Consider the following 19,613-nt stretch of genomic DNA (forward strand, 5'->3'; position numbering starts at 1 on the left):
TCACGAGCGCATCAGGCGCGCGGTGCGCTCGTTTCATCGAGCGGCGCGTCGTCGAGCGCGGGCAGCCAGATCGTAAAGGCCGTCCCCTCGCCGGGCGCGCTGACGACTTCGACGCTGCCCCCGTGGCGCGTAACGACGGTTTTGATGAACGCCATGCCGAGTCCCGCGCCGCCCACTTCCGGCCGCTGCGCCTCGTGAAAACGGCGAAAGCGCTCGAATAGCCCCGCCTGCTGCTCCTTCGGGATGCCATAGCCCTGGTCGCGAATCGTGCACGCCACGCGTGCCGCCCCACTGCCCTCGCGCCTCGCCGCCGGCTGGCTCGCGAAGCTGCACACGATGCGCGTGTCGGGCGGACTGTACTTGACCGCGTTGTTCAGAATATTGACGAGCGCGCGTGTCATCAGTGAGCGGTCGGCGCAAATCCAGGGATCGTCGTTGCTGTCGTCGCCGGTTTCGGTATGCAGCGTGATGCGCTTCGCGTGCGCCTGCGGCCAGACCTCGTCGCTCGCATCGATGACGAGTTCGGTCAGGCTCAGCGGCTCGAGCACATAGGCCTGCGATTCGGCGCGCGCCAGTTGCACGAAGTCGTCGGCGAGCGTGAGCGCGCGTTGCGCGTAGCGTTCGATGCGCTCGAGCACGCCGCGCGCGAGCGCCGGCTCGGTCCGCGCCCGCTCGATCTCGACCAGCGCAATGATCGACGCTTGCGGCGAGCGCATGTCGTGCGACAGCAGCCGCAGCGCGTCCTCGCGCTGACGCTCGGCCGCATGCAGCGCCGATACGTCGACCAGACCGGCGATCCAGCCGGTCGTCTCGCCCTGCGCGTTGGTGCAGGTCGCATAGCGCAGCAGATGGTCGCGCTCGTTCGTGTCGCGCACCTCGACACCCTGCGCCATCAGCGCCGCGAACTCGACGCGTGTCGGATCGAGCGGCGCCGGCCAGTGCGCGTGTGCGTGCACGTTGCGCTGGTTGTCCGAGGCCGCGCCGGTATCGATCGTCTTCACGAGCGTGAGCCCGCCGAGCACGTTATGCATCGGCTGGCCCTCGGGCATCGGCGCGCCGAGCCGCGCGAAATGCGCTTTCGCCGCGTGATTCGCGATCAGCACGACGCCACCCACATCGCTGACGAGAATCGGCTCCGGCATGCTGTCGAGGCTGTCCCACACGAAGCGCTTCATGTCCTGCACCCGTTGCGCGGCCTCAGCCATCAGCGCCATGTGCTGCGCGAGCACGTCGCCGCCGAACTCGCGGCGGCGCCTCGGCGTTTCGGGCAGCAGATGCGGCTCGTCGGCGAGACGTTGCAGCTCGCCGCGTAGATACGCCATCGTCATTTCGAGGCGTCGCCAGTTCCAGATCGGGTAGACGATCGCGACGCCGAGGATCGCCGGCACCGGCGACATCCACAGCCTGCCGCCGTACAGCAGCAGCGCGCTGCCGGCCACGGCGAGCAGCACCAGCGCGCCGGTCAGCATCAGCGAGCGGCGCGGCGACAGCACGAGGAAGCCGCCGAGCAACGCGGCGAGCGGCGCGAGTGCCGCCGCGAACACGATCCACAGCGTGACCGGCTGGATCTCGCGGCCGGTCAGCAGCGTGTCGAGCACGCTCGCGTGGATGTAGACGCCTGGCAGCGGACCCAGCTCGCCCGACACAGGCGTCGCGAAGCGGTCGTACAGACCCGACGCCGTCACGCCGATGACGACGATGCGCCCGCGCAACTGATCGGCCGGCACCTTGCCGGCGAGCACGTCGGCGAAACTGAAGCTCGCGTAGTTCGCGGCATTCGGGCCGAACGGTATCAGGAAGCGGTCTTCGCGGCCGTCGTCGCTGCCGCGCGCCGGCTCGTTCGAGCGACGCGGCGGCAGCCCGTTGCGCAGATGCAGCTTGCCGTGTTCGACCGCGTCGGCGACGAGCACCGTCAGTTGCGGCCAGCGCGAGTGCTCGTCGCCCTGGAAGCGCGCGACGCTGCGCACGATGCCGTCGCTGTCCACTTCGAAATTGATGTGACCGAGCCCGGCGGATGCCTGCGCGAGCGGCGTGATGGGTTCATCGACGGTGCGCTCGCCGCTCGCATCGGGCGGCGTCAGCAGCACGGGCAGATAGGTCGGGCTCAGCGCGATGGCGTGGGCGAGCCGGGCGTCGTCGACGTTGGGCTCGGTGAACAGCACGTCGTAGATCACCGCGGCAGGTTTGGCCGCGGCCAGCCGATCGAGCAGCCGCGCATGCACGCTGCGTGGCCACGGCCAGCGGCCGAGCGCGTCGATGGTCGCATTGTCGATCTCGACGACGACGATGTCCGACAGCAGCGGCTGCTCGCGCAGCTTCAGAAACTGGTCGTACACCAGCAGATCGATGCCGGCGCCGACGCGCCCGAACGAAGTCAGCAGGATCACCGCGAGGCCGAGGCAGCCAACGCTGAGCCACTCGATCAGAAAGCGCCGGCCGGCCCGCCGTCCGAGACGGGCGCGCGGATCGAGGCTCAGTCGCGTAGAAGTGGCGGGCAAGGGACGATGTAGTCGGGAACCAGAGGACGGACCGGCCAGCAGGCCGGCTCCGAGAATCTACCAGCGTCAGCGCGCCAGCGTAAAGGAGCGGACCGGGCTGCTCTTTTCGTAGAAGCGACCGTTGTCGAACTGCTCGGCGACGATCGTCCAGTAGTAGACGCCTGGCGGCAGATCGCTGATCACGAGCTCGCCGCCCGCGAGATCGGTGCGATCGATCACGGGATGGCTTAGATCAGCCGTCTTCGCGAGCACGAAGCGAAAACGCGTCGGCACGTTGCTGCGGCTGACGAACCAGCGGAACTCGTAGTCGTGGCTGCCCGCGCGCTGCGCGGCCGAAGCGTCCAGCCCGAGTTGGCGGCGCTCGAACGCATACACGCTCGGCAGGCCGTCGAGGCCGTTGCTATCGGTCGACGCAACACGCACGAAGTACGTGCCGTCGGGCAGATCGCCGAAGTCGGCGTGCGGCACGCTCACGCGTAGATCGCGCACCAGGTCGAGCTGATCGGCATCGTGCGAAATCTGCAGCCGATAGCCGAGCGCGTGCTCGGCCCGGTTGACGTCGAACGCGACGGTTTTGCCGTCCTGCACGCGCGCCGGCCGCGCGAGCGAAGGTGCCGGCAACAGTTGGAGCGGACTGCCGACCGCTTCGCCCGAGTGCGTGACGTTGCCGAAGCTTGCCTTGACCAGTTGGTCGGACGCCTGCAGCGGCCTGCCCGGCGCCGGCGCGGCGCTCTGGCCGTGCTGCGTGGCCGGATCGACGCCGACCGCGCCATCGAGCACGGCCACCGCGGTGGTCTGCGTGTCGCCGTTGTAATCGACGCGGAAGCGCGTACCGCGCACCCCGGCGACCACCGAAGGCGACCGGATCTGGAAGCGATCGTCGCGTCGCGTCGCACGCGTGACCTGGCTTTCGACCTCGCCCGAACGCAACTGGAAGATGCGATCTGCCGCGCCGGTCAGCGTGACGTGCCGCAGCCTCTCAATATTGAGTTCGCCGTTTTGCGCGACCGTCACATACGACCCGTCGGGCAGTTCGAGCGTCGCGAACCCGTTCGCGCCGGTGCGCAAGTGATCGCCTTCGGCAAGCGTTTCACCGCTCTTCAACGGCAGATAAGGGCTCGCGTCGAACGCGTGCTCGACCGGACCGCTGGTCGCGACCACGCGCGCCGTGTCCCGATCCTGGCGCAGCCTTTGGAACGGCAAACGCAGCACGATGCCGGCCGGCATGCGGCGCGGCGCGGGCACGTGATTGAGCCTGCTCAACAGCGCCCAGTCGGACGGGTCGGCCATGTAGCGGCCGGCGATGTCGTACAGCGTGTCGCCTTCGTGCGTGGTGTACGAAGCGTAGACCGGCAACGCCTTCGCACCGGCCTTGCCGCGCGCGGGCTGCGCGTGCGCGAGCGCGCTCCAACCGGTCGCGCCCGTTGCGATCAGACAGGCCGCGGCAAGCCACGCGGCGGCGCGGCGGCCGGAGATAGCGCCGCTGCCCGACGCCGCCACACCCACGCAGACCGTCACGCCTTCCCCGCTTCTTCAGTGGGTTCGTCGTCGGCGGTAGGTGGTGTTGCGGCTTCGATCCGCTCGAGGCGGTAGCCATAGCCGTAGATGGGTGTGAGCCGATAACCCTGCTCCGGGCGCAGACCGAGCTTGCTGCGCAACATCGACACGTGGGTGTCCATCGTGCGCGACGGGATGTCGGTGGCCTGCTTCCAGATCACGTCGAGAATGTGTGCGCGCGACAGCGGCCGGCTCATATGCTGAAACAGCAGCAGCGCGAGTTCGAACTCTTTCTGCGTGACGGAGACCGGCGTGCCGCGCACGACGACGTGCTTGGCGCTCAGGTCGAACTCGAAGTCACCGAACACTTCCCTGGTCGCCGGCGGCTTCAGGTAATAGGCACGCCGCAGCAGCGAGCCGACCCTGGCGAGCAGCACCGCGCCCGACACGGGCTTGACGAGATAGTCGTCGGCACCGATATTCAGAATCGAAGTGATGTCGGATTCGCGGCCGCGGCTCGTCATGAACAGCACCGGCAGACGCTCGGACAGGCTCTCGCGCACCCACCGAAGCACCTCTTCACCGGACATGTCCGGAACGTTCCAGTCGAGCACGAGCAGGTCGAACGTCTGGCGACGCAACTGGCGCACGAGTTCGCGCCCTGCGCCATACGCATGACAGACGTGTCCAGCGGCGGATAGCGTTTGACACACAAGGTCGGCCTGAGCCGAATCATCATCGAGGACAGCAATTCTCATAACACCCCACAACGTAACAGCACCTTTCGCGGCTGACGGCCGGCGCACCGGCTGACGACCGGGATGACGACATAGCGCCGCCGATCCGGCTTTCCATTAAATTCCGGCTGCTACTTTCTGACTAATGGTCCCTCGCCGTACCCCGCCATGACGCTGGTTTCACGAAGCTGAAATCAGCGCATAAATGTCATTTCCATAGCGATTTATGCAGGGCAGATCATGATAGTCGAAAACCCTCTTTCATCCCGCTTACCTGGTACCGGCAATCCGTGGCGAAAAACCCTAATTGAAAAACGATTGCCGTATTTCTTAGGTTCCTCCAGTCTGCCAGCAGTGCGAGGCACCCGGACGGACGTCACAATGCGGACCGCAGATCCTTGCTGGAGCGGCTTTTCGGCGATGCCGCTTATCCGCTTTAAGATTCCTTTCAGATACTCTTATTTAACAATTGCTTGTTCAGTATAAGAATAATCTCAGAATAAATCGTTTAAACATTGTTAGATTTCGTCTCGGGGCGATCTGTCATTTGATGCAATCGTCATGCACGAGCGCGGGACCGCAGGCCCGTTTTTGTTCGATGCGTTCGACCTGCTTTAAATTGCTGACCAATGCGATGACGCAATGCGTCAAAGGCAGTCAGCGGGTGATGCCGGGCGCAAAGTGTGGCGGCCAAAAAAATGCGGCGTTGCTCCTGTCGAAGCAACGCCGCCCAAACACTACACACGCTCGCCGGGGTCTAACCGCGCGAGTAGTCTCACGTTAGCCCCGCGCGAAGCCGTCCTCAAGATGAAAGAACTTCCTTTGTAACCGCTGCCAGCGTAGTTGTTACGCATCGTCCAGAAGTGCGCGGCGCGCAAGTCTTACACAGCGCGAGTTCGAAATTGGTATGAGTTGAAGCCGACCGCGGCGGCCATTTACATACACAGACGTTTTGTTACAGTCCGGCCCCCTTTGATGTTGCTGCAGTGCATCAGATTCCCAGACCTGGGATGCTGCGCATTGCCTCTGCATTGCCTCGTTCGATCGTCAGTTCGCGCTCACCGCGCGCCCTCGATTTCCGGTATCGGTGCGAACAGCGCGTCGAGATCGTCGTCCGAGAACTTCGCGGCGCCTGCCGCGTCTTCCGCGAGAATGCTGTCGGCGAGCCCGGCCTTGTGTTCCTGCAGCTCGACGATCTTTTCCTCGATGCTGCCGGCCGCGATCAGCTTGTAGACAAATACCGGCTTGTCCTGTCCCAGCCGATGCGCGCGGTCGGTCGCCTGGTTCTCGGCGGCCGGGTTCCACCATGGGTCGTAGTGGATCACCGTGTCGGCGGCGGTCAGGTTCAGCCCCACGCCGCCCGCCTTCAGGCTGATCAGGAACAGCGGCACCTCGCCCTGCTGGAACCGCTCGACCGGCGTCACCCGATCAGCCGTGTCGCCCGTCAGCATCACGTACGGGATCGCGGCCTCGTCGAGCGCCTCGGCGATCAGCGCGAGCATGCCGGTGAACTGCGAGAACAGCAGCACGCGACGACCTTCCTCGATCAGCTCGGGCAGCATCGACAGCAGCAGATCGAGCTTGGCCGAGCGCATCGCCCGCTCGCCGCCGCTCGCGGCCGCGCCGTCCGTGATGCCACTCGGGGTGCGCACGAGCCGCGGATCGCAGCACACCTGGCGCAGCTTGAGCAACGCATCTAGCACGATGATGTGACTGCGCGCGAGCCCCTGCGCGCTGACCGCCGCGCGCACCTTCTGCTGCATCGCCGTGCGCACGGTTTCGTACAGGTCGCGTTGCGCGCCTTCGAGATCGACCGGGCACACGATCGTCGTCTTCGGCGGCAGTTCCTTCGCGACCTCGTCCTTGCGCCGGCGCAGCGTGAACGGCCGGATGCGGCGCGCGAGCAACGCGCGGCGCACGTCGTCGCCGTTCTTCTCGATCGGGTTGCGCCAGCGTCGCGTGAAGTCCTTCTGGCTGCCGAGAAAGCCCGGCAGCAGAAAATCGAACTGCGACCACAGCTCACCGAGATGATTCTCGAGCGGCGTGCCCGTCAGACACAGCCGATGCCGCGCCCGCAAGCCGCGAATCGCCTGCGCGGCCTTGGTGCTCGCGTTCTTCACGTACTGCGCTTCGTCGAGAATCAGCAGATGATAGTCGTGCTCGCCGAGCACCTTCTGATCGCGCCACAGCAGCGCATAAGTGGTCAGGATCAGCTCGTGTTCGCCGATCTGCTCGAAGCGTTCCTTCCTGTGCGGCCCGTTCAGGGCCAGCACCTTCAACTCCGGTGCAAAGCGGCGCGCTTCCTCGCGCCAGTTGTGCACCAGCGTGGTCGGCACGACGATCAGCGCGGGCTGCGTGAGCCGCCCCGCCTCCTTCTCCGCGAGAATGTGCGCGAGCGTCTGCACGGTTTTGCCGAGCCCCATATCGTCGGCGAGCACGCCGGCCAGATCCTGTTCGCGCAGGAACTGCATCCAGTTCAGGCCCTGGTGCTGATACGCGCGCAGCTCGGCCTTCAGACCGCGCGGCACCGCCACTTCGCGCAAGCCCGGTCCGGCTTGCAGACGGCGCGCGAGCTCGCGAATCGAAGCGTCGCCGCTGAACTGCCAGCGACCGGTGTCGTGCAGCGCATCGAGGCGGCCGGCATCGACCGCGGGCACGCGCAGCGGCGCGCCTTCGGCAAGCGCGCCGCCGAGCGAATCGAACAGATCGACCAGTACCCGCACCACTGGCTTCAGTCGATCGGCGCGCAACCGCAGACGCTTGTTCTCCTCCGTCTTCAGCTCGATCGGCTCGTCGTCGCGGATGCTCTCCAGCGCGCCAGACAGCCAGCGCCGGTCGCGCCGGAACAGATCGGCCAGCAGCGGCTCGAGCCGCACGTTGCGCTCGCCGACGCGGATGCCCATCTCCAGATCGAACCAGCCGTCGCCGGCTTGCTGCGCGGTGCCGTCGATCGAGTCGATCTCGATCACGTTGTAGCGGAACTCGGGCGCCATCGTCACGCGCCAGCCCTTCGCGACCAGATCCGGCACCGCGTCGTTGACGAACTCGGACCACGCGTCGGCATCGGGCAGACCGAGCATGGTGTCGGGCAACAGACGCGCCGCCTGCATATTGCGCGTCGGCACCTTCTGCAGACCGGTCTTGCGCAATTCCAGCAAGCGCTTTTTCTCGACGTCGTAGCGCCGGCGGATGTGAATCACGTCGCCGCCCGGCAGCGGCACCAGCGTCACGCTGCTGTCGGCGTTGATGCTGACGCCGTCGTATTCGAAGCTCGCCGCGGCCAGCTCGACCGCGGCGGACTTGTGCTCGGCGGCCTTCGCGGCCTTCGCGGCCTTCGCGGTTGTTGCGGCCTTCGCCGTTTTCATGCCCTTCGCGGTGCCCGGCAGCGCGTGGCTGTTCAGCGTCAGCACCGGCACCGGCTCGACATCGATCACCCGAATCGCGGGCGCGTCGTGGGTCGGCGGCAGCGGCAGCTCGGGCGCGATCTCGCGCAGCACCGACGCGACGAGCGGCGCCTCGGCGAGCGAAATCGGCGGCATCGCGAGGTAGTCGGGCAATTGCTGGAACGGCAGCGACAGCGGCACGACGCCCGCCTCGTTGGCGACGCCGTCCACGTACCAGACCGGCTCGGTCGGCAGCACCATGCTCGCGCGCGGTTCGGTGCGCAGCACCGGGCGCAGGCGCTCGTCGGCGAGCGGCTCCCATTCGATGCGCCCGGGCCGGTCGGCGGCGCGCGCGAGCGGGGTCGGTCGGGCCTCGCCCGGCGCGATCCTGAAGTCGAAGAACAGGCGGCCGGTCGCGATCAGCTTCTGCAACGTTTCCGCGCCACTCGTGCCGCGCAGCACGAACTGGCCCAAGTCCTCGCGCGAGCGGCCAAGCCACAGGCCGCGCAGAATCGACAGGTCTTCGTCGGACACGAAGCGCGGCTGCCTGAGCAGCGCGCCTTCGACGTCGCCCCAGCTGTCGCCGACTTCGACTATCGCGCCGTCGGCGTCGCAACGCGCGCGATGCAGCACGACCTCGTGGCGCAGATGAAAACGCGACCAGTTGAGCCGATAGGCGAGCGTTTCCCTGCTCGGGGCCTCCACCTTGCGGGCGGCATTTTTTTCGGCGGCGGCGTCAGCCGCGCGGGCTCGCGCGCGAAAACGCTCGAGCCAGCTGACCAGTTCGGGCCGCACACCTGGAGTCGAAGATGGTGATGGCGCCGGCGGCACGCCCGGGACCGTGATCCGTCGCGCGACGAACACCTCCGAGGTGGCCGGGCCGCTGTCGTCCTCGACCTGCGTGATGTGATCCATCTCGTCGTGGTAGTCGAGTTCCGCGAGCAGCAGCGCCGCGACGTGCTTGCAATTGCGCCCGACCGGGCACGTGCATTCGCCTTCGGCCCACGGCGACCCGCGATCGGTACGAAATCGGACCCGTGTCCGGTAGGGCTGGGGCTGCGAGCCCTGCACGTCGCCCGACAGCGTCTCGCCCTGCCATTTGACGTTGCTGACCGCGCCCACCGAGCGCGCCTTGGCGACGGTGTGCTCACCGAGCCATTCCGCAATGCTTTCCCGATCGAAGAAAACTGACGACATCCGCGTGCATTCCTGTTCAAACCGGCGAAGGCAAGCGCGCGAGGGTCGAACCATGCGACGGGAGACGCTCGCTCGCGACGCCCGGCCGATTCTGTCCAGCTGCGATTTGCCTGTGGTAACCGGCCATTTTACGCGTTGGACGAAAATCGCTGGGCCGGCCGATCTGGTCGAATCGAGAACGGCCCGAACGAGCCGCGGCGCGGCCAGTTCGGCCGGGATCAGCGTCCTGCGCGGGCCATGCTGCCCCACACCCCGTCGCGCAGGATCAGCCCATGCAGCAACGCCGCCGCCAGATGCAGCAGCACCGTTGCGAACAACGCGAACGCGAGCCACGTATGCAGCGCGCGCAGCAGCGCGAACAGCGCGACGTCGTGCGGTGCGATCGGCGGCAGATGCAACGGACCGAACAGCGTGACCGGATAGCCGGCCGCCGACAGCATCGCCCAGCCGATCAGCGGCATCGCGAGCATCAGCCCGTACAGCACGACGTGCGACGCATGCGCCGCGATTCGCTGCGGCTTCGACATGCGCGCTGGCAATGGCGGACTGCCGCGCATCACGCGCACCGCGAGCCGTACCAGCAAGAGCAGCAGCAACGCGATGCCGAGCGGCCGATGCAGCGCGACCAACGCCTCGTGGGTGCGCGATACCGTCGCGACCATGCCCACGCCGATGAACAGCATCGCGACGATCAGCGGCGCCATCGTCCAGTGCAGCAGCCGCGCGAGCGGACTGAAGTGAGTGCGGTCGCCGGTCATGAGTGCTCTCCGTTTGGCTGGGTTCGATGGAGCTCGGGATGCAGCGCCTCCTCGCGCGTGCGGCGTTGAAACGACTGCGCGTAGGCCGCCGAGCGCGCGGCGAGCAGCGGATCATCCGATGGCGCGATGCCGGCCGGCACGATCGTCGGATCAAAGTTGACGTCGCGGCAGGTGCCGTCTTCATGCGACGTCGTGCGTTCGATCACGAGCGTCCCAGCGTCGATGCGCTGACGGTCCTCGGGCCATTGCAGCGTCGCGTCGTTCGTGGGGTCGCCCGGCTGCGCGACGGCCAATATCAGATGCCAGCGCAAGGGGCCGTGTTGCAGACGCTCGTCGAGATCGGCGGCGAGGAAGTTCTTTTCGGCCTGTTGCTCGGCGGTGATCGGCGCGTATGGCGTGTCTGGCACGACGGCCCAGCGCACCGCGCGCGTCGTGCCGTGAGCATCGGTAAACAGAAACGCGTCGATGCCGTAGTACGCGGCGTTCGCGAGGCTCGACGACGGCGCGTGCGACTTGATCCAGCGCTGGAACGGCTGCGTTTCGGGATTGGCCGCGTAGAACGCCTTCAGCTTCGCGGGGTCCGGTTTGCCGGTCGCGGCGTCGGGCTTAGAGGCCAGCAACTGCTGATAAAACTGCGCGGGCGTGTGCACCGCGAACACCGGCGTCGAGTTCATGCCGGTACGCCACTGTTCGCCATCGTGAAGCCGGAACTGCAGCGCGAGACTGCGCACCGGCGAGCTCGTATCGGGCGCGGACGGATTGCCGCCGGGCACCGCGAAGCGCCCCGACACCGGCGTGCGGCCCGGCGCGAACACTGCCGCGTGCGACAGCGCCGCGCCATTGCCGTTGCTGTCGAAATAGCCGTCCACGCATAGGCCTTTGGCGTGATTGCGTCGATAGCCGGGATGCTGGCCCGCGACTGCTTCGAACGTATCGATGATGCGCGGAGCGGTGAGACGCGCGGGCGTGAGCCAGCCCGCGGTGTACGCGAAGCCGCCCGCAAGCGCGAGCACGACCGCGCCGATCGCGGCGAGCCGGCATGGCACACAGCTCGGCCGCGGGCCGGAGCCGGGGGGATGGGGTTTGGGTCGGGAGGGTTGTGTCACGGAGACTCCTTGCCGGATGGATACCAACGTACGGGCAAACACGCCGCGCAACGATCTATTCCATCCGGCACCGGCGCGCCCGTTCCAACCCATTCGCGCGCCGGTGGCCGATGCTTCAACGGGTGCCAACAGCCGGCGCGCCCGAGTTCGCGACGCGGCTCGCGGCGGCCGCCGCTTGCGTGGCAAGCGCAATCTTGTGCTGCTCGACCTGACGCGCGAACACGGGACTGACGTCGGGGTACGACGCGTCGGTGACGTAGTCGAGACCGTTCTGCTGGGCCTCGATCAATTCCTGGTACACCTGAGCGCGTGTCTTGGCCTGCGCAAACGCGCTCGACGAAGCGGCCAGAACGACGAACGACAAAGCGACGAACGAAAGCTTTTTCATGATCGACTCCAGAGAGTGTTGTGCGGGTTCGCACCAGGGAGAACCACGAGTCGGCAGCGTTTATTCCTGTATTCGCCGCGTGAAAAAAACATCGCCGGCGCGGGGAATAAATGCGCAAGCGCCTGTGTTTGCACTCGGATAGCAGTAGCCAACACCGCGCATCACCATGACCTCGACTCATCGCCCGTTCGGCACTCCTCCGTCCGAAGACGACATCCAGGCCTATGCCGACGGCACGCTGACGCCCGAACGTGCCGCGGCGCTGCGCGACTATCTCAACAAGCATCCGGCGGAAGCACGGCGGGTGGCCTTTTACGACCGCTTGAACGCACAGATCCAGGCGACGTTTCAGACCACCGAGGAGCCCGCGCATGAGTACCTGCGCGGATCGCGCCGGCTTCGCATGCGCGCGCAACCGGCCGGTCCCGCGCGTCGAACGCTCGTCGCATTCATAGGCCTCGCGCTGATGGTGATCGCCGTCAGCGGCTGGCTCGCGGCGGCGCAGGTATCAGCACAAGCGCTCGACAACGCCGCCGTGATGGCGCTCGCCGAAGCCAGCGCGCGGCCCTTTTCGTCGGCATCGCCAACGCGCGCCGATCCGGCCGCGCCGGATCTCGGCGGGGTCGGCCTGCGCCTCGTCGAGCAACGCGTGCTGCGGCTCGGGCCATTGCAGCGCGTGGACGAGCTCGTCTATCTGAACGGCGATCAGCAGCCCGTGGTGGTGCTGTCGGCGGCGGCGCCGTTTGCGCGCGAAGAGCCGCAGTGGGCCGCGCGCCGCATCGGCGAATTGCGGCTGTTGACGTGGACCGCGCGGCGGCAGCGTTTCGTCGTCGCGGGCGATGCACGCACCCACGGCCTGATGCGCGCCGCCGATCTGATGACCGCGCGCTGACGCCGGTGCGCGCGGCCCTCGCGGAATAAAATGCGCTGACAGGTGTTTGCAGTTCGAACGCATCGCGCGACGGAAGCTTCCGCGACCGGCCCGGTGCGTATCGATACCGACGCGAGTGAAGCCGATGCCACCCCCACGCCCCTGGATCGACCATGGATGTCCGTGACGAGCTGATCGAGCACGTGCCGCGTCTGCGGCGCTATGCGCGGGCGCTGATCAACAATCGCGAGCTCGCCGACGATCTCGTGCAGGACACGCTCGAGCGCGCGCTCGGCCGCACCCGTCTGTTCCAGCCGGGCACCGATCTGCGCGCATGGCTGTTCACGATCATGCACAACGTGTTCGCGAATCAGGCGCGCAAGGCGGCGGCGCGCGCGGTCCACGTCGCGGTCGACGACGACAGCATCGCCGAAAGCGAGCTCTCGGTGCCGTCGGGCCAGACGCGTTCGCTCGAAATGCGCGACCTCGATTACGCGCTGCAGCGTCTGCCGGTCGAGCAGCGCGAGGTGGTGCTGCTGGTCGGTCTCGAGGAGATGAGCTATGCCGACGTCGCGCTCGCGCTGAACATTCCGATCGGTACGGTGATGTCGCGGCTGTCGCGCGGACGCGAACGGCTGCGAGCTTTGATGGCGGGCGCCCAGCCCGGTGCGAAATTACAGGTGGTGCGATGAGCGAGCCGCAAATGCCGATCGGCGAAGAAGACTTGCACGCGTACGTGGACGGCACGCTGTCCGGCGAGCGCCGTGACGAGGTCGAGCGCGCGCTCGAACAGAATCCGGAGCTGGCCGCGCGCGTCAGCGATTACTTTTCTCTCAATGGGCTGCTTCACGATCGCTATGACCGCGTGCTCAGCGAGCCCGTGCCGATGCGTCTGCAGACCGGCGCGCCGCGCCGCGCGCGGGCGGCCGCGAACTGGCCGCGTTATGCCGCGCAGTTCGCGGGCATGGCTGCCGCGCTCGTGCTCGGCGTGGGCATCGGCATGCACAGGAACGATCTGATTCCACCCGTTGCGATCGATCGAACCGATACCCGGGCCGACACCCAAGCCGGCGATCGTGCGGTCAGCGCGACCAGCGCCGAGGGTTTCGCGCGCCGGGCGGCGGTCGCGCATGTCGTCTACATGCCGGCGATCGACCGGCCGAGCGAGATGAGCGCCGATCACGAGCAGGACTTCGTGCAATGGCTCGCGGACCGGCTCGGCACCGAGGTCCATCCGCCGATGCTGTCGAAGAGCGGTTTCATGCTGTCGGGCGGCCGCCTGCTGCCCGGCGACGATGGACCGACCGCGCAGTTCATGTATCGCGGACCGAACGGCGAGCGTGTCACGCTGTGCATCTCGCATCGTCGCGAGAACGCGAATACAACGGCGTTCAAGCTGTATCAGGCGGGGCCCGTCAACGTGTTCTATTGGGTCGACGGCGATTTTGGCTATGCGGTGTCGGGCGGAATCGATCGCAACGAGCTTTTGCAGCTCGCGCATGATGTCTATGCGCAGTTGACGGGTGCGGCGCATGGTTGAATCGAATGCGTTCCGCGCCGCGCGGTTCCGCGCATCAACGTAGTGTCTTCGCCTGCTCCGACGTCACCGCGTCATCGCGCGCGGCGACGCGCAGTTCACGCGGCGTTGCACCCAGCAAACGCGACATCCAGTGCGCCATATGGCTCTGATGCGCAAAGCCCGTCTCGAGCGCGATCTGGCTTGCGCTGAGGCGTCCTTGCAGCAGCAGCGCTCGCGCGCGCTCCACCCTGCGCTGTACCACGTACTGATGCACGGGCACACCGAGCGTTTCGCGAAACAGCGCCTTGAAATGCGGCACGCTCAGTTGTGCCTGCATGGCGAGCTCGTCGAGCGTCAAACGCTGATCGAGATGCGCGTCGATAAACTCGATCACGCGCGCGGCCGTACGCGGCGCGAGCGTCCGCCGACGGTTGGCGGGCAGCGGTTCGACGCCGATCAGACGCACCAGCATCGCCGTGCACAGACTTTCGGCGTACAGCGGATCGGATGCATCGTCCGCTTCGAGCTCCGCGCGCAGCGCCCAGGCGAGATGCTGAAAGCGCGCATCGCGCATCTGGAAGCGCGGACGCAGCTGCGCGTCGGCCGGTTTCAATGCGAGTTGCTCGACGGTCCGTCGCGCGAAGTCCTCGGCAAACCAGACGCTGAAAATCGTGCAGGCGGCGTCATCGCTCCACTGACCTTCGAGCCCCGCGGGGATCACGTCCGCGTCGCCGTGCGCCTGAATCCGCGTGTGGCGGCGCGCATCGCACAGACAGCGCGCGGTCACCGGCGCGCCGACGTGCACGCCCACACGGTGATGGACGAACGCCGGCATCCGATGCAAACCGGCTGACACGTTGACCAGATCCGCACCGAAGCCATGCCAGCCGAGCGCCCTGCTGGTGCGTACGGCGATGCGCGAGCCGCTGTGCGGCGCAGGCGCGGGAATCGGGGTGACGGCGTTCATCGCTTGTCTCCTGAGTGACTTGAATGACGGCGAGAAACCTGCATTGTGCGGTGTTTTCGGCGGCTTCGCCGGCGTGACGGAATTTCGTAACGCGCCAACCGCCCACGCGATCCGCGCGACCTGCGCGGCATCGCAGTAATAAATCATCCATATCTGCGCAATGTCATCCGGATCTGAGCGCCTCGCGGGCACCGCGTCCCTACCATCACGCCATAGCGATCCTCACAAGGAGCACAACGTGTTCGTCATTTTCGGAGCGGCCGGTCATGTGGGACAGGCGAGCGCAGCCGCCTTGCGTCGCGTGGGCCAACCAGTACGCGCGGTGGTGCGCGAGGCAGCGCAAGCCGAAGCACTCGCGGCAATCGGCTGCGAGATCGCGCTCGCCGACCTCAACGACGCGGAATCGGTCGCGCGCGCGATCGACGGCGCGCGGGCGGTGCAATGGCTCTGTCCGGTGCCGCGTGCGCATGACGATCCCGCGGCCGCCATGCGGCGCATCATCGACGCGGGCGTCGCTGCCTTGCGCACGGCCGCGCCGCCGCGGCTCCTCGCGCTATCCGACTACGGCGCCGAGCACTCGGACGGCACCGGCATCACGACGCTGTTCCACTACCTCGAAACGCAGTTGCGCAACGTCGCGTCATCGCTGATCTTGCTGCGCGCCGCCGAGCACATGCACAACTGGGCGCGCGTGCTGCCGGTCGCGCTCGGCCGGGGCATGCTGCCGAGTCTGCATGATCCGCTCGACAAGCTGTTTCCGACCGTCGCCGCCGAGGACGTCGGCGCGCTTGCCGCGCAGTTGCTGCTCGATGAAGCGCCGTCGCGCGAGACGCCGCGGGTGGTCAGTATCGAAGCGAAAGAACGGGTGAGCGCGCTCGACGTCGCGCGCACGCTGGCGGAACTGTCGGGGCGGCCGGTGATTGCCCAGCGGGTGCCGCGCGACGAATGGAGTGGCGTGCTGCGCGGCGCCGGGCTCGGCGAGCGTCACACGCAATTGATCGTCGATCTGTACGACGCGCACAACGCTGGCCGCATCGACGTGGAGGCGAACGTGAGCGAGCGACGCTTCGGCGCCACGACGTTGCGACAGGTATTGGAGGCGCTGCTATCGCGCGTGGGCGGTACGCAAGCGGCGGCGCGGTGAGCTGCATGGACGTCCGGCAAGCGGACGGCGTGGCGCGAGCAGCGGCGCACCCAGACTCACGCGCCGAGCGCTGGCTGCGCGCGGCGATAACGCTTTCGAGCCTGATCGGCTGCCGCGCGCTTGCGAACCTGCTCGCCGCGATTCCCGATAGCAACGACGATTTCGGCGTGTTCTAGGTTGCTGGCGTTCCGGCTTACTGCAGCTTTTGTCACACTGCGCGCGGCGCGGTCACCGTGGCCCATCTCTCGACAATCCTGCGATTCGCAAATCGCCACAGCACGAAGCCGTGGAACTCGATCTTCTGCCCGGACGCCGCGTCGGTCGCGCGCCAGGTGTTTCTGACCATCACCTTGTCCCGCTCGGCGAGGATGTCTTCGACAGTGACATGCAGGTCCGGCCATTTTTTGTAAAGCTCCGTCATCATCTCAATCGCGGCTTCGGGGCCGACCTGGGGACCTGACGGTTCGTCGTGGTCGAGGAAATCGACGCTCAGGTTCTGCCGCGCAACTTCCGCTTTCTTCCGGTTCACGAAGTTCTCGAAGTGCTCGATCACGAACTGCTTCATTTCTTCAAGCGTGAATCCCGGATCGCCTGCCGGTGGCACGGGTAATGGCTGCATGGCTCACCCCTCGCTGGTCAATAGCTTGAACGCATGCCGCCATTCGTTGCGCAGGAAGCCCGGTAGACACCACAGCATGCAAAGCGGTTCGAGCGCGCGTGCCGAGACAATGCTTCCGCAGTCGTAGGGTTCCCAGCCGAACTCGCGGATGATCGCGGCAACCCGTTCCTTCGCCTGTTCGTCGTTGCCGCAGAGGAACATGGTCGGCGTGCCTTGCGGGAACTGCGGATCCACCATCAGCGCATTGCCGACGCTGTTGAATGCCTTGACCACGTGCGTACGGGGAATCTGGGCCTGAATCTGCTCGCCGACTGATTCGTTCGGACCTGTCGTATATCTCAGCACGCCGTTGACCGGTGGCTCATCGGCGAGCGGATTGGTGGCGTCGATCAGGGTCTTGCCGGCGAGATTGTCCGCTCCCGCAAGCTCGATCACGTTTCCCGCAATGCGGCCAAGGACTGCCAGCACCACGATGTCGCCGAAGCGGGCGGCCTCGTCGAACGTACCGGTCCTTGCGCCGGCGTGATTGCGCGCCCATTCCTGCACGTCGTTCTTGCCGGGCGTGCGCGTACCCAGCATCGGTTCGTGCCCATGCTTGAGAAAACCTGCCGCCAGTGCCCGCCCGACATCACCTGAACCCAATACACCAACTTTCATTTCACCCTCTCCTCCGCCGGCGATCGCCAGCATCACCTCCGCGATCAGGAACGCTAGCCGCCAGGCACGTTTCCCGCTATATCGCGCAATAACGAGAAGCCGATTCTCGTGCCGAACCCGCGTGTGTATGCGAGTTGTACGAGCAGCATGGCGGCAGGTTCAGTGTAACGCGCAAGCGTGAGGGGACCGGCGTCGATCGGCTCGGCGCCGATGTCGCCAACCAGTTGCGCGACGACCGTCCGCGCGTTTGCGTCGTCGCCGCAGACAAACACACCTACCCGCTCGCCACCGACCCTTACTTCCGTCGAATGCAGCAACTCCGCGAAAGGCGGGATGGCCTTGACCACTGTTGCCCAGCGGGCCAGCTTCGCGATCTCTTCGGCGCCGGAAGTCGTCGTGCCGACGACGAGACCACTCATGTCGGGCCTCAGCGCATTGGTACAGTCCCACAACACCTTCCGCCCGGGTGGCGCGCCGACCTGCGCGAGCGCGTCGGCCGCGGCGCCCCAGGGCGTCGCCAGCACCGCGACATCAGCGAATCGCACCGCTTCGGCGACGCTGCCGACCTCCGCACCCAGCTCCGCCGCCGTTGCCCGGAGCTTCTCTGTGTCGAGACTGAAACTTAGCATCACTGAGTGCCCTTTGCCGAGCAGATGCTTCGCGAGACCGGTTCCGACATTTCCCGCACCGATGATGCCGATTTTCATGGTCGAGCCTCCTTCCCTATCGTCAGGCCTGCGAAATGTTTGCCCAGATGGACTTGTATTGCGTATAGCTCTCGAACGCTTCGGCACCTTGCTCGCGGCCGTAGCCTGACATCTTGTAGCCGCCGAAGGGTCCGCTCGGGTGGTACTTGTGCCAGGTGTTGATCCAGACCGTGCCGGCCTCGATGCGATCCGCGAGCCGCAATGCGCGGCCCAGATCGCGAGTCTGGATGCCTGAGGCGAGCCCATACGGCGTGTCATTCGCGATGCGCACGGCCTCCTGTTCGCCCTGGAACGGAATGACCGGCAGCACCGGTCCGAAAATCTCCTCGCGGCTGATGGCCATATCGCTCGTTGCGTCGGCGAACACCGTGGGCTCGATGAAGAGCCCCTTGCCGTTGATCCGGCGGGTGCCGCCACCGGCTACGAGGCGGGCCGTCGATGACTTGCCGGCGTCGATGTACCGCTGCACCTTGTCGAATTCCGCCCTCGACGCAATCGGCCCGACCTGTGTGCGCGGATCGAGCGGATCGCCCAGCACGGCGGCCTGCGCCATCCGCGCCAGCTTTTCGACGACCTCGTCGTAGACCGGCCGCTCCACGAGCAATCGCGAACCGGCGACGCAGACTTCGCCCTTGTTCCAGAAGACACCCCAGAAGGCCGTCTGGACTGCCGCGTCCACATCGGCATCTGCAAACACGATGTTCGGCGACTTGCCGCCGAGCTCCATCGTCGTGTGTTTCAGCGTGTCCGCGCCGTTGCGCATAATCGTCTGGCCGACAGCGGTCGAACCGGTAAAGGCGATCTTGTCGACGAGCGGGTGTTTCACGAGCGCGTCGCCGAGCGCTCCGCCGGGTCCCGTGATCAGGTTGTAGACGCCTTCCGGCACCCCAGCATCGAGCATCACCTGGGCGAGCGCGAGCGCGGTCAGTGGCGTATCGGACGCCGGCTTGTGCACGAGGGTGTTGCCGGCTGCCAACGCCGGCGCAACTTTCGAGCAGGTGAGCGCCAGCGGAAAATTGAAAGGCGTGATCGCTGCGACCACGCCTAGCGGTTCGCGACGCGTCAGGATACGGATGTGTGGTTCGTATGACGTGCGATAGGCGCCTCCCATCGCGTGCATCGCGATCCCGCCGAAGAAACGGAAAAGGCCCGCGCAGTGGGGCATGATGACGTCGACGAAATCGCGGTACGGCATGCCCATATCCATCGATTCACGCAACGCGAAATCTTCCGCCCGCTCTTCGAGCAGGTCGGCCACGCGAAACAGGATTCTTGCCCGCGCTTCGTGATGCATGCGCCGCCAGGCGCCCGTCTCGAATGCCCTGCGTGCTGCTTTGACCGCTGCGTCGGCGTCCGTCACAGTCGCCTTCGCGAACTCCACGACCGTCCCTTCGGTGGTCGGATCAATGCTCGAAAGGGTCGAGCCGTCGGATGCGTCACGCCAGTTGCCGTCGATAAGAAGCTGACCGCGCGGCATGCACTTGCGCCGCGGGAGCGCCGCCGATTCCTGGACCATGATCGACCTCCTGACTGTTGCCAAGTGGAGACCATTTTCAGCGCCGGAG

At 66.4% G+C, this 19,613-nt stretch carries 17 protein-coding genes; 5 read left to right on the forward strand and 12 right to left on the reverse strand.

All coding sequences use genetic code 11. From position 1 onward, the window contains the following. Positions 1-11 precede the first annotated feature (11 nt). From AB3X96_RS22970 to AB3X96_RS23000, 7 genes are all read right to left on the reverse strand, one after another. Entirely contained in the window at positions 12-2,498 is a 2,487-nt protein-coding gene (locus AB3X96_RS22970) for a CHASE2 domain-containing protein (RefSeq protein ID WP_368591529.1), read from the reverse strand. Positions 2,499-2,564: 66 nt separating this feature from the next. Next, positions 2,565-4,016 carry a FecR domain-containing protein gene (locus AB3X96_RS22975; protein ID WP_368591530.1) on the reverse strand — a complete coding sequence of 484 codons (1,452 nt, stop codon included), beginning with the start codon at positions 4,014-4,016 and terminating at the stop codon, positions 2,565-2,567. Then, entirely contained in the window at positions 4,013-4,753 is a 741-nt protein-coding gene (locus tag AB3X96_RS22980) for a response regulator transcription factor (RefSeq protein WP_368591531.1), read from the reverse strand. The genes AB3X96_RS22975 and AB3X96_RS22980 overlap by 4 nt, the downstream gene beginning before the upstream one ends. 1,037 nt (positions 4,754-5,790) lie before the next feature. Next, positions 5,791-9,312 (reverse strand): SNF2-related protein, encoded by a 3,522-nt coding sequence (locus AB3X96_RS22985; RefSeq protein ID WP_368591532.1) that lies wholly within the window; start codon positions 9,310-9,312, stop codon positions 5,791-5,793. A gap of 218 nt (positions 9,313-9,530) precedes the next feature. Next, a complete protein-coding gene (locus AB3X96_RS22990; RefSeq protein WP_368591533.1) occupies positions 9,531-10,070 on the reverse strand; it encodes a cytochrome b in 540 nt (179 codons plus the stop codon). Then, positions 10,067-11,116 carry a catalase family peroxidase gene (locus tag AB3X96_RS22995; protein WP_368591706.1) on the reverse strand — a complete coding sequence of 350 codons (1,050 nt, stop codon included), beginning with the start codon at positions 11,114-11,116 and terminating at the stop codon, positions 10,067-10,069. Before AB3X96_RS22995 ends, AB3X96_RS22990 begins: the two co-directional genes overlap by 4 nt. Before the next feature lie 175 nt (positions 11,117-11,291). Next, positions 11,292-11,564, reverse strand: coding sequence for a DUF4148 domain-containing protein (locus AB3X96_RS23000; RefSeq protein WP_368591534.1), 273 nt, complete (start codon positions 11,562-11,564; stop codon positions 11,292-11,294). 166 nt (positions 11,565-11,730) lie between these two features. Between AB3X96_RS23000 and AB3X96_RS23005 the strand changes: the two genes are divergently transcribed. The 3 genes from AB3X96_RS23005 to AB3X96_RS23015 all read left to right on the forward strand — a co-directional run bounded on the left by AB3X96_RS23005 (position 11,731) and on the right by AB3X96_RS23015 (position 13,975). Then, the gene (locus AB3X96_RS23005; RefSeq protein WP_368591535.1) at positions 11,731-12,456 is read left to right on the forward strand and encodes an anti-sigma factor; all 726 of its coding nucleotides are present in this window, start codon (positions 11,731-11,733) and stop codon (positions 12,454-12,456) included. Positions 12,457-12,608: 152 nt separating this feature from the next. After that, positions 12,609-13,127 carry an RNA polymerase sigma factor gene (locus AB3X96_RS23010; RefSeq protein ID WP_176105843.1) on the forward strand — a complete coding sequence of 173 codons (519 nt, stop codon included), beginning with the start codon at positions 12,609-12,611 and terminating at the stop codon, positions 13,125-13,127. Then, a complete protein-coding gene (locus AB3X96_RS23015) occupies positions 13,124-13,975 on the forward strand; it encodes an anti-sigma factor (RefSeq protein ID WP_368591536.1) in 852 nt (283 codons plus the stop codon). Before AB3X96_RS23010 ends, AB3X96_RS23015 begins: the two co-directional genes overlap by 4 nt. A 34-nt stretch (positions 13,976-14,009) precedes the next feature. Here the strand turns inward: AB3X96_RS23015 and AB3X96_RS23020 are convergent, their stop codons facing one another. Further along, the gene (locus AB3X96_RS23020; RefSeq protein ID WP_368591537.1) at positions 14,010-14,921 is read right to left on the reverse strand and encodes a helix-turn-helix domain-containing protein; all 912 of its coding nucleotides are present in this window, start codon (positions 14,919-14,921) and stop codon (positions 14,010-14,012) included. A 238-nt stretch (positions 14,922-15,159) separates the two neighbouring features. Here AB3X96_RS23020 and AB3X96_RS23025 point away from each other — a divergent pair, with 238 nt between their 5' ends. After that, positions 15,160-16,065 carry an NAD(P)H-binding protein gene (locus AB3X96_RS23025; RefSeq protein ID WP_368591538.1) on the forward strand — a complete coding sequence of 302 codons (906 nt, stop codon included), beginning with the start codon at positions 15,160-15,162 and terminating at the stop codon, positions 16,063-16,065. Between the two features lie 5 nt (positions 16,066-16,070). Further along, positions 16,071-16,241, forward strand: a complete 171-nt coding sequence (locus AB3X96_RS23030) for a hypothetical protein (protein ID WP_368591539.1) — start codon at positions 16,071-16,073, stop codon at positions 16,239-16,241. Between the two features lie 32 nt (positions 16,242-16,273). On the opposite strand, the gene AB3X96_RS23035 is transcribed toward AB3X96_RS23030, so the two are convergent. The 4 genes from AB3X96_RS23035 to AB3X96_RS23050 are packed head-to-tail and all read right to left on the reverse strand — an operon-like array spanning position 16,274 to position 19,564. Then, positions 16,274-16,684, reverse strand: a complete 411-nt coding sequence (locus AB3X96_RS23035; protein WP_176105837.1) for an ester cyclase — start codon at positions 16,682-16,684, stop codon at positions 16,274-16,276. Between the two features lie 3 nt (positions 16,685-16,687). After that, positions 16,688-17,374, reverse strand: coding sequence for an NADPH-dependent F420 reductase (locus AB3X96_RS23040; RefSeq protein WP_176105836.1), 687 nt, complete (start codon positions 17,372-17,374; stop codon positions 16,688-16,690). Between the two features lie 20 nt (positions 17,375-17,394). After that, on the reverse strand, positions 17,395-18,048 hold the full coding sequence (locus tag AB3X96_RS23045; RefSeq protein WP_368591540.1) for an NADPH-dependent F420 reductase: 654 nt from the start codon (positions 18,046-18,048) through the stop codon (positions 17,395-17,397). A 22-nt stretch (positions 18,049-18,070) separates the two neighbouring features. Beyond that, the gene (locus AB3X96_RS23050) at positions 18,071-19,564 is read right to left on the reverse strand and encodes an aldehyde dehydrogenase (protein ID WP_368591541.1); all 1,494 of its coding nucleotides are present in this window, start codon (positions 19,562-19,564) and stop codon (positions 18,071-18,073) included. Positions 19,565-19,613: the final 49 nt, after the last annotated feature.

The organism is Paraburkholderia sp. BR13439, assembly GCF_040948805.1.
In the GTDB taxonomy this organism is placed as follows: domain Bacteria; phylum Pseudomonadota; class Gammaproteobacteria; order Burkholderiales; family Burkholderiaceae; genus Paraburkholderia; species Paraburkholderia youngii.

Excerpts from the sequence above, each read along its gene's own strand:
- AB3X96_RS22980 (WP_368591531.1), bottom strand. The coding sequence starts at position 4,753 with ATGAGAATTGCTGTCCTCGATGATGATTCGGCTCAGGCCGACCTTGTG.
- AB3X96_RS22985 (WP_368591532.1), bottom strand. The coding sequence starts at position 9,312 with ATGTCGTCAGTTTTCTTCGATCGGGAAAGCATTGCGGAATGGCTCGGT.
- AB3X96_RS22990 (WP_368591533.1), bottom strand. The coding sequence starts at position 10,070 with ATGACCGGCGACCGCACTCACTTCAGTCCGCTCGCGCGGCTGCTGCAC.
- AB3X96_RS23000 (WP_368591534.1), bottom strand. The coding sequence starts at position 11,564 with ATGAAAAAGCTTTCGTTCGTCGCTTTGTCGTTCGTCGTTCTGGCCGCT.
- AB3X96_RS23005 (WP_368591535.1), top strand. The coding sequence starts at position 11,731 with ATGACCTCGACTCATCGCCCGTTCGGCACTCCTCCGTCCGAAGACGAC.
- AB3X96_RS23010 (WP_176105843.1), top strand. The coding sequence starts at position 12,609 with ATGGATGTCCGTGACGAGCTGATCGAGCACGTGCCGCGTCTGCGGCGC.
- AB3X96_RS23015 (WP_368591536.1), top strand. The coding sequence starts at position 13,124 with ATGAGCGAGCCGCAAATGCCGATCGGCGAAGAAGACTTGCACGCGTAC.
- AB3X96_RS23020 (WP_368591537.1), bottom strand. The coding sequence starts at position 14,921 with ATGAACGCCGTCACCCCGATTCCCGCGCCTGCGCCGCACAGCGGCTCG.
- AB3X96_RS23030 (WP_368591539.1), top strand. The coding sequence starts at position 16,071 with ATGGACGTCCGGCAAGCGGACGGCGTGGCGCGAGCAGCGGCGCACCCA.
- AB3X96_RS23035 (WP_176105837.1), bottom strand. The coding sequence starts at position 16,684 with ATGCAGCCATTACCCGTGCCACCGGCAGGCGATCCGGGATTCACGCTT.
- AB3X96_RS23040 (WP_176105836.1), bottom strand. The coding sequence starts at position 17,374 with ATGCTGGCGATCGCCGGCGGAGGAGAGGGTGAAATGAAAGTTGGTGTA.
- AB3X96_RS23045 (WP_368591540.1), bottom strand. The coding sequence starts at position 18,048 with ATGAAAATCGGCATCATCGGTGCGGGAAATGTCGGAACCGGTCTCGCG.
- AB3X96_RS23050 (WP_368591541.1), bottom strand. The coding sequence starts at position 19,564 with ATGGTCCAGGAATCGGCGGCGCTCCCGCGGCGCAAGTGCATGCCGCGC.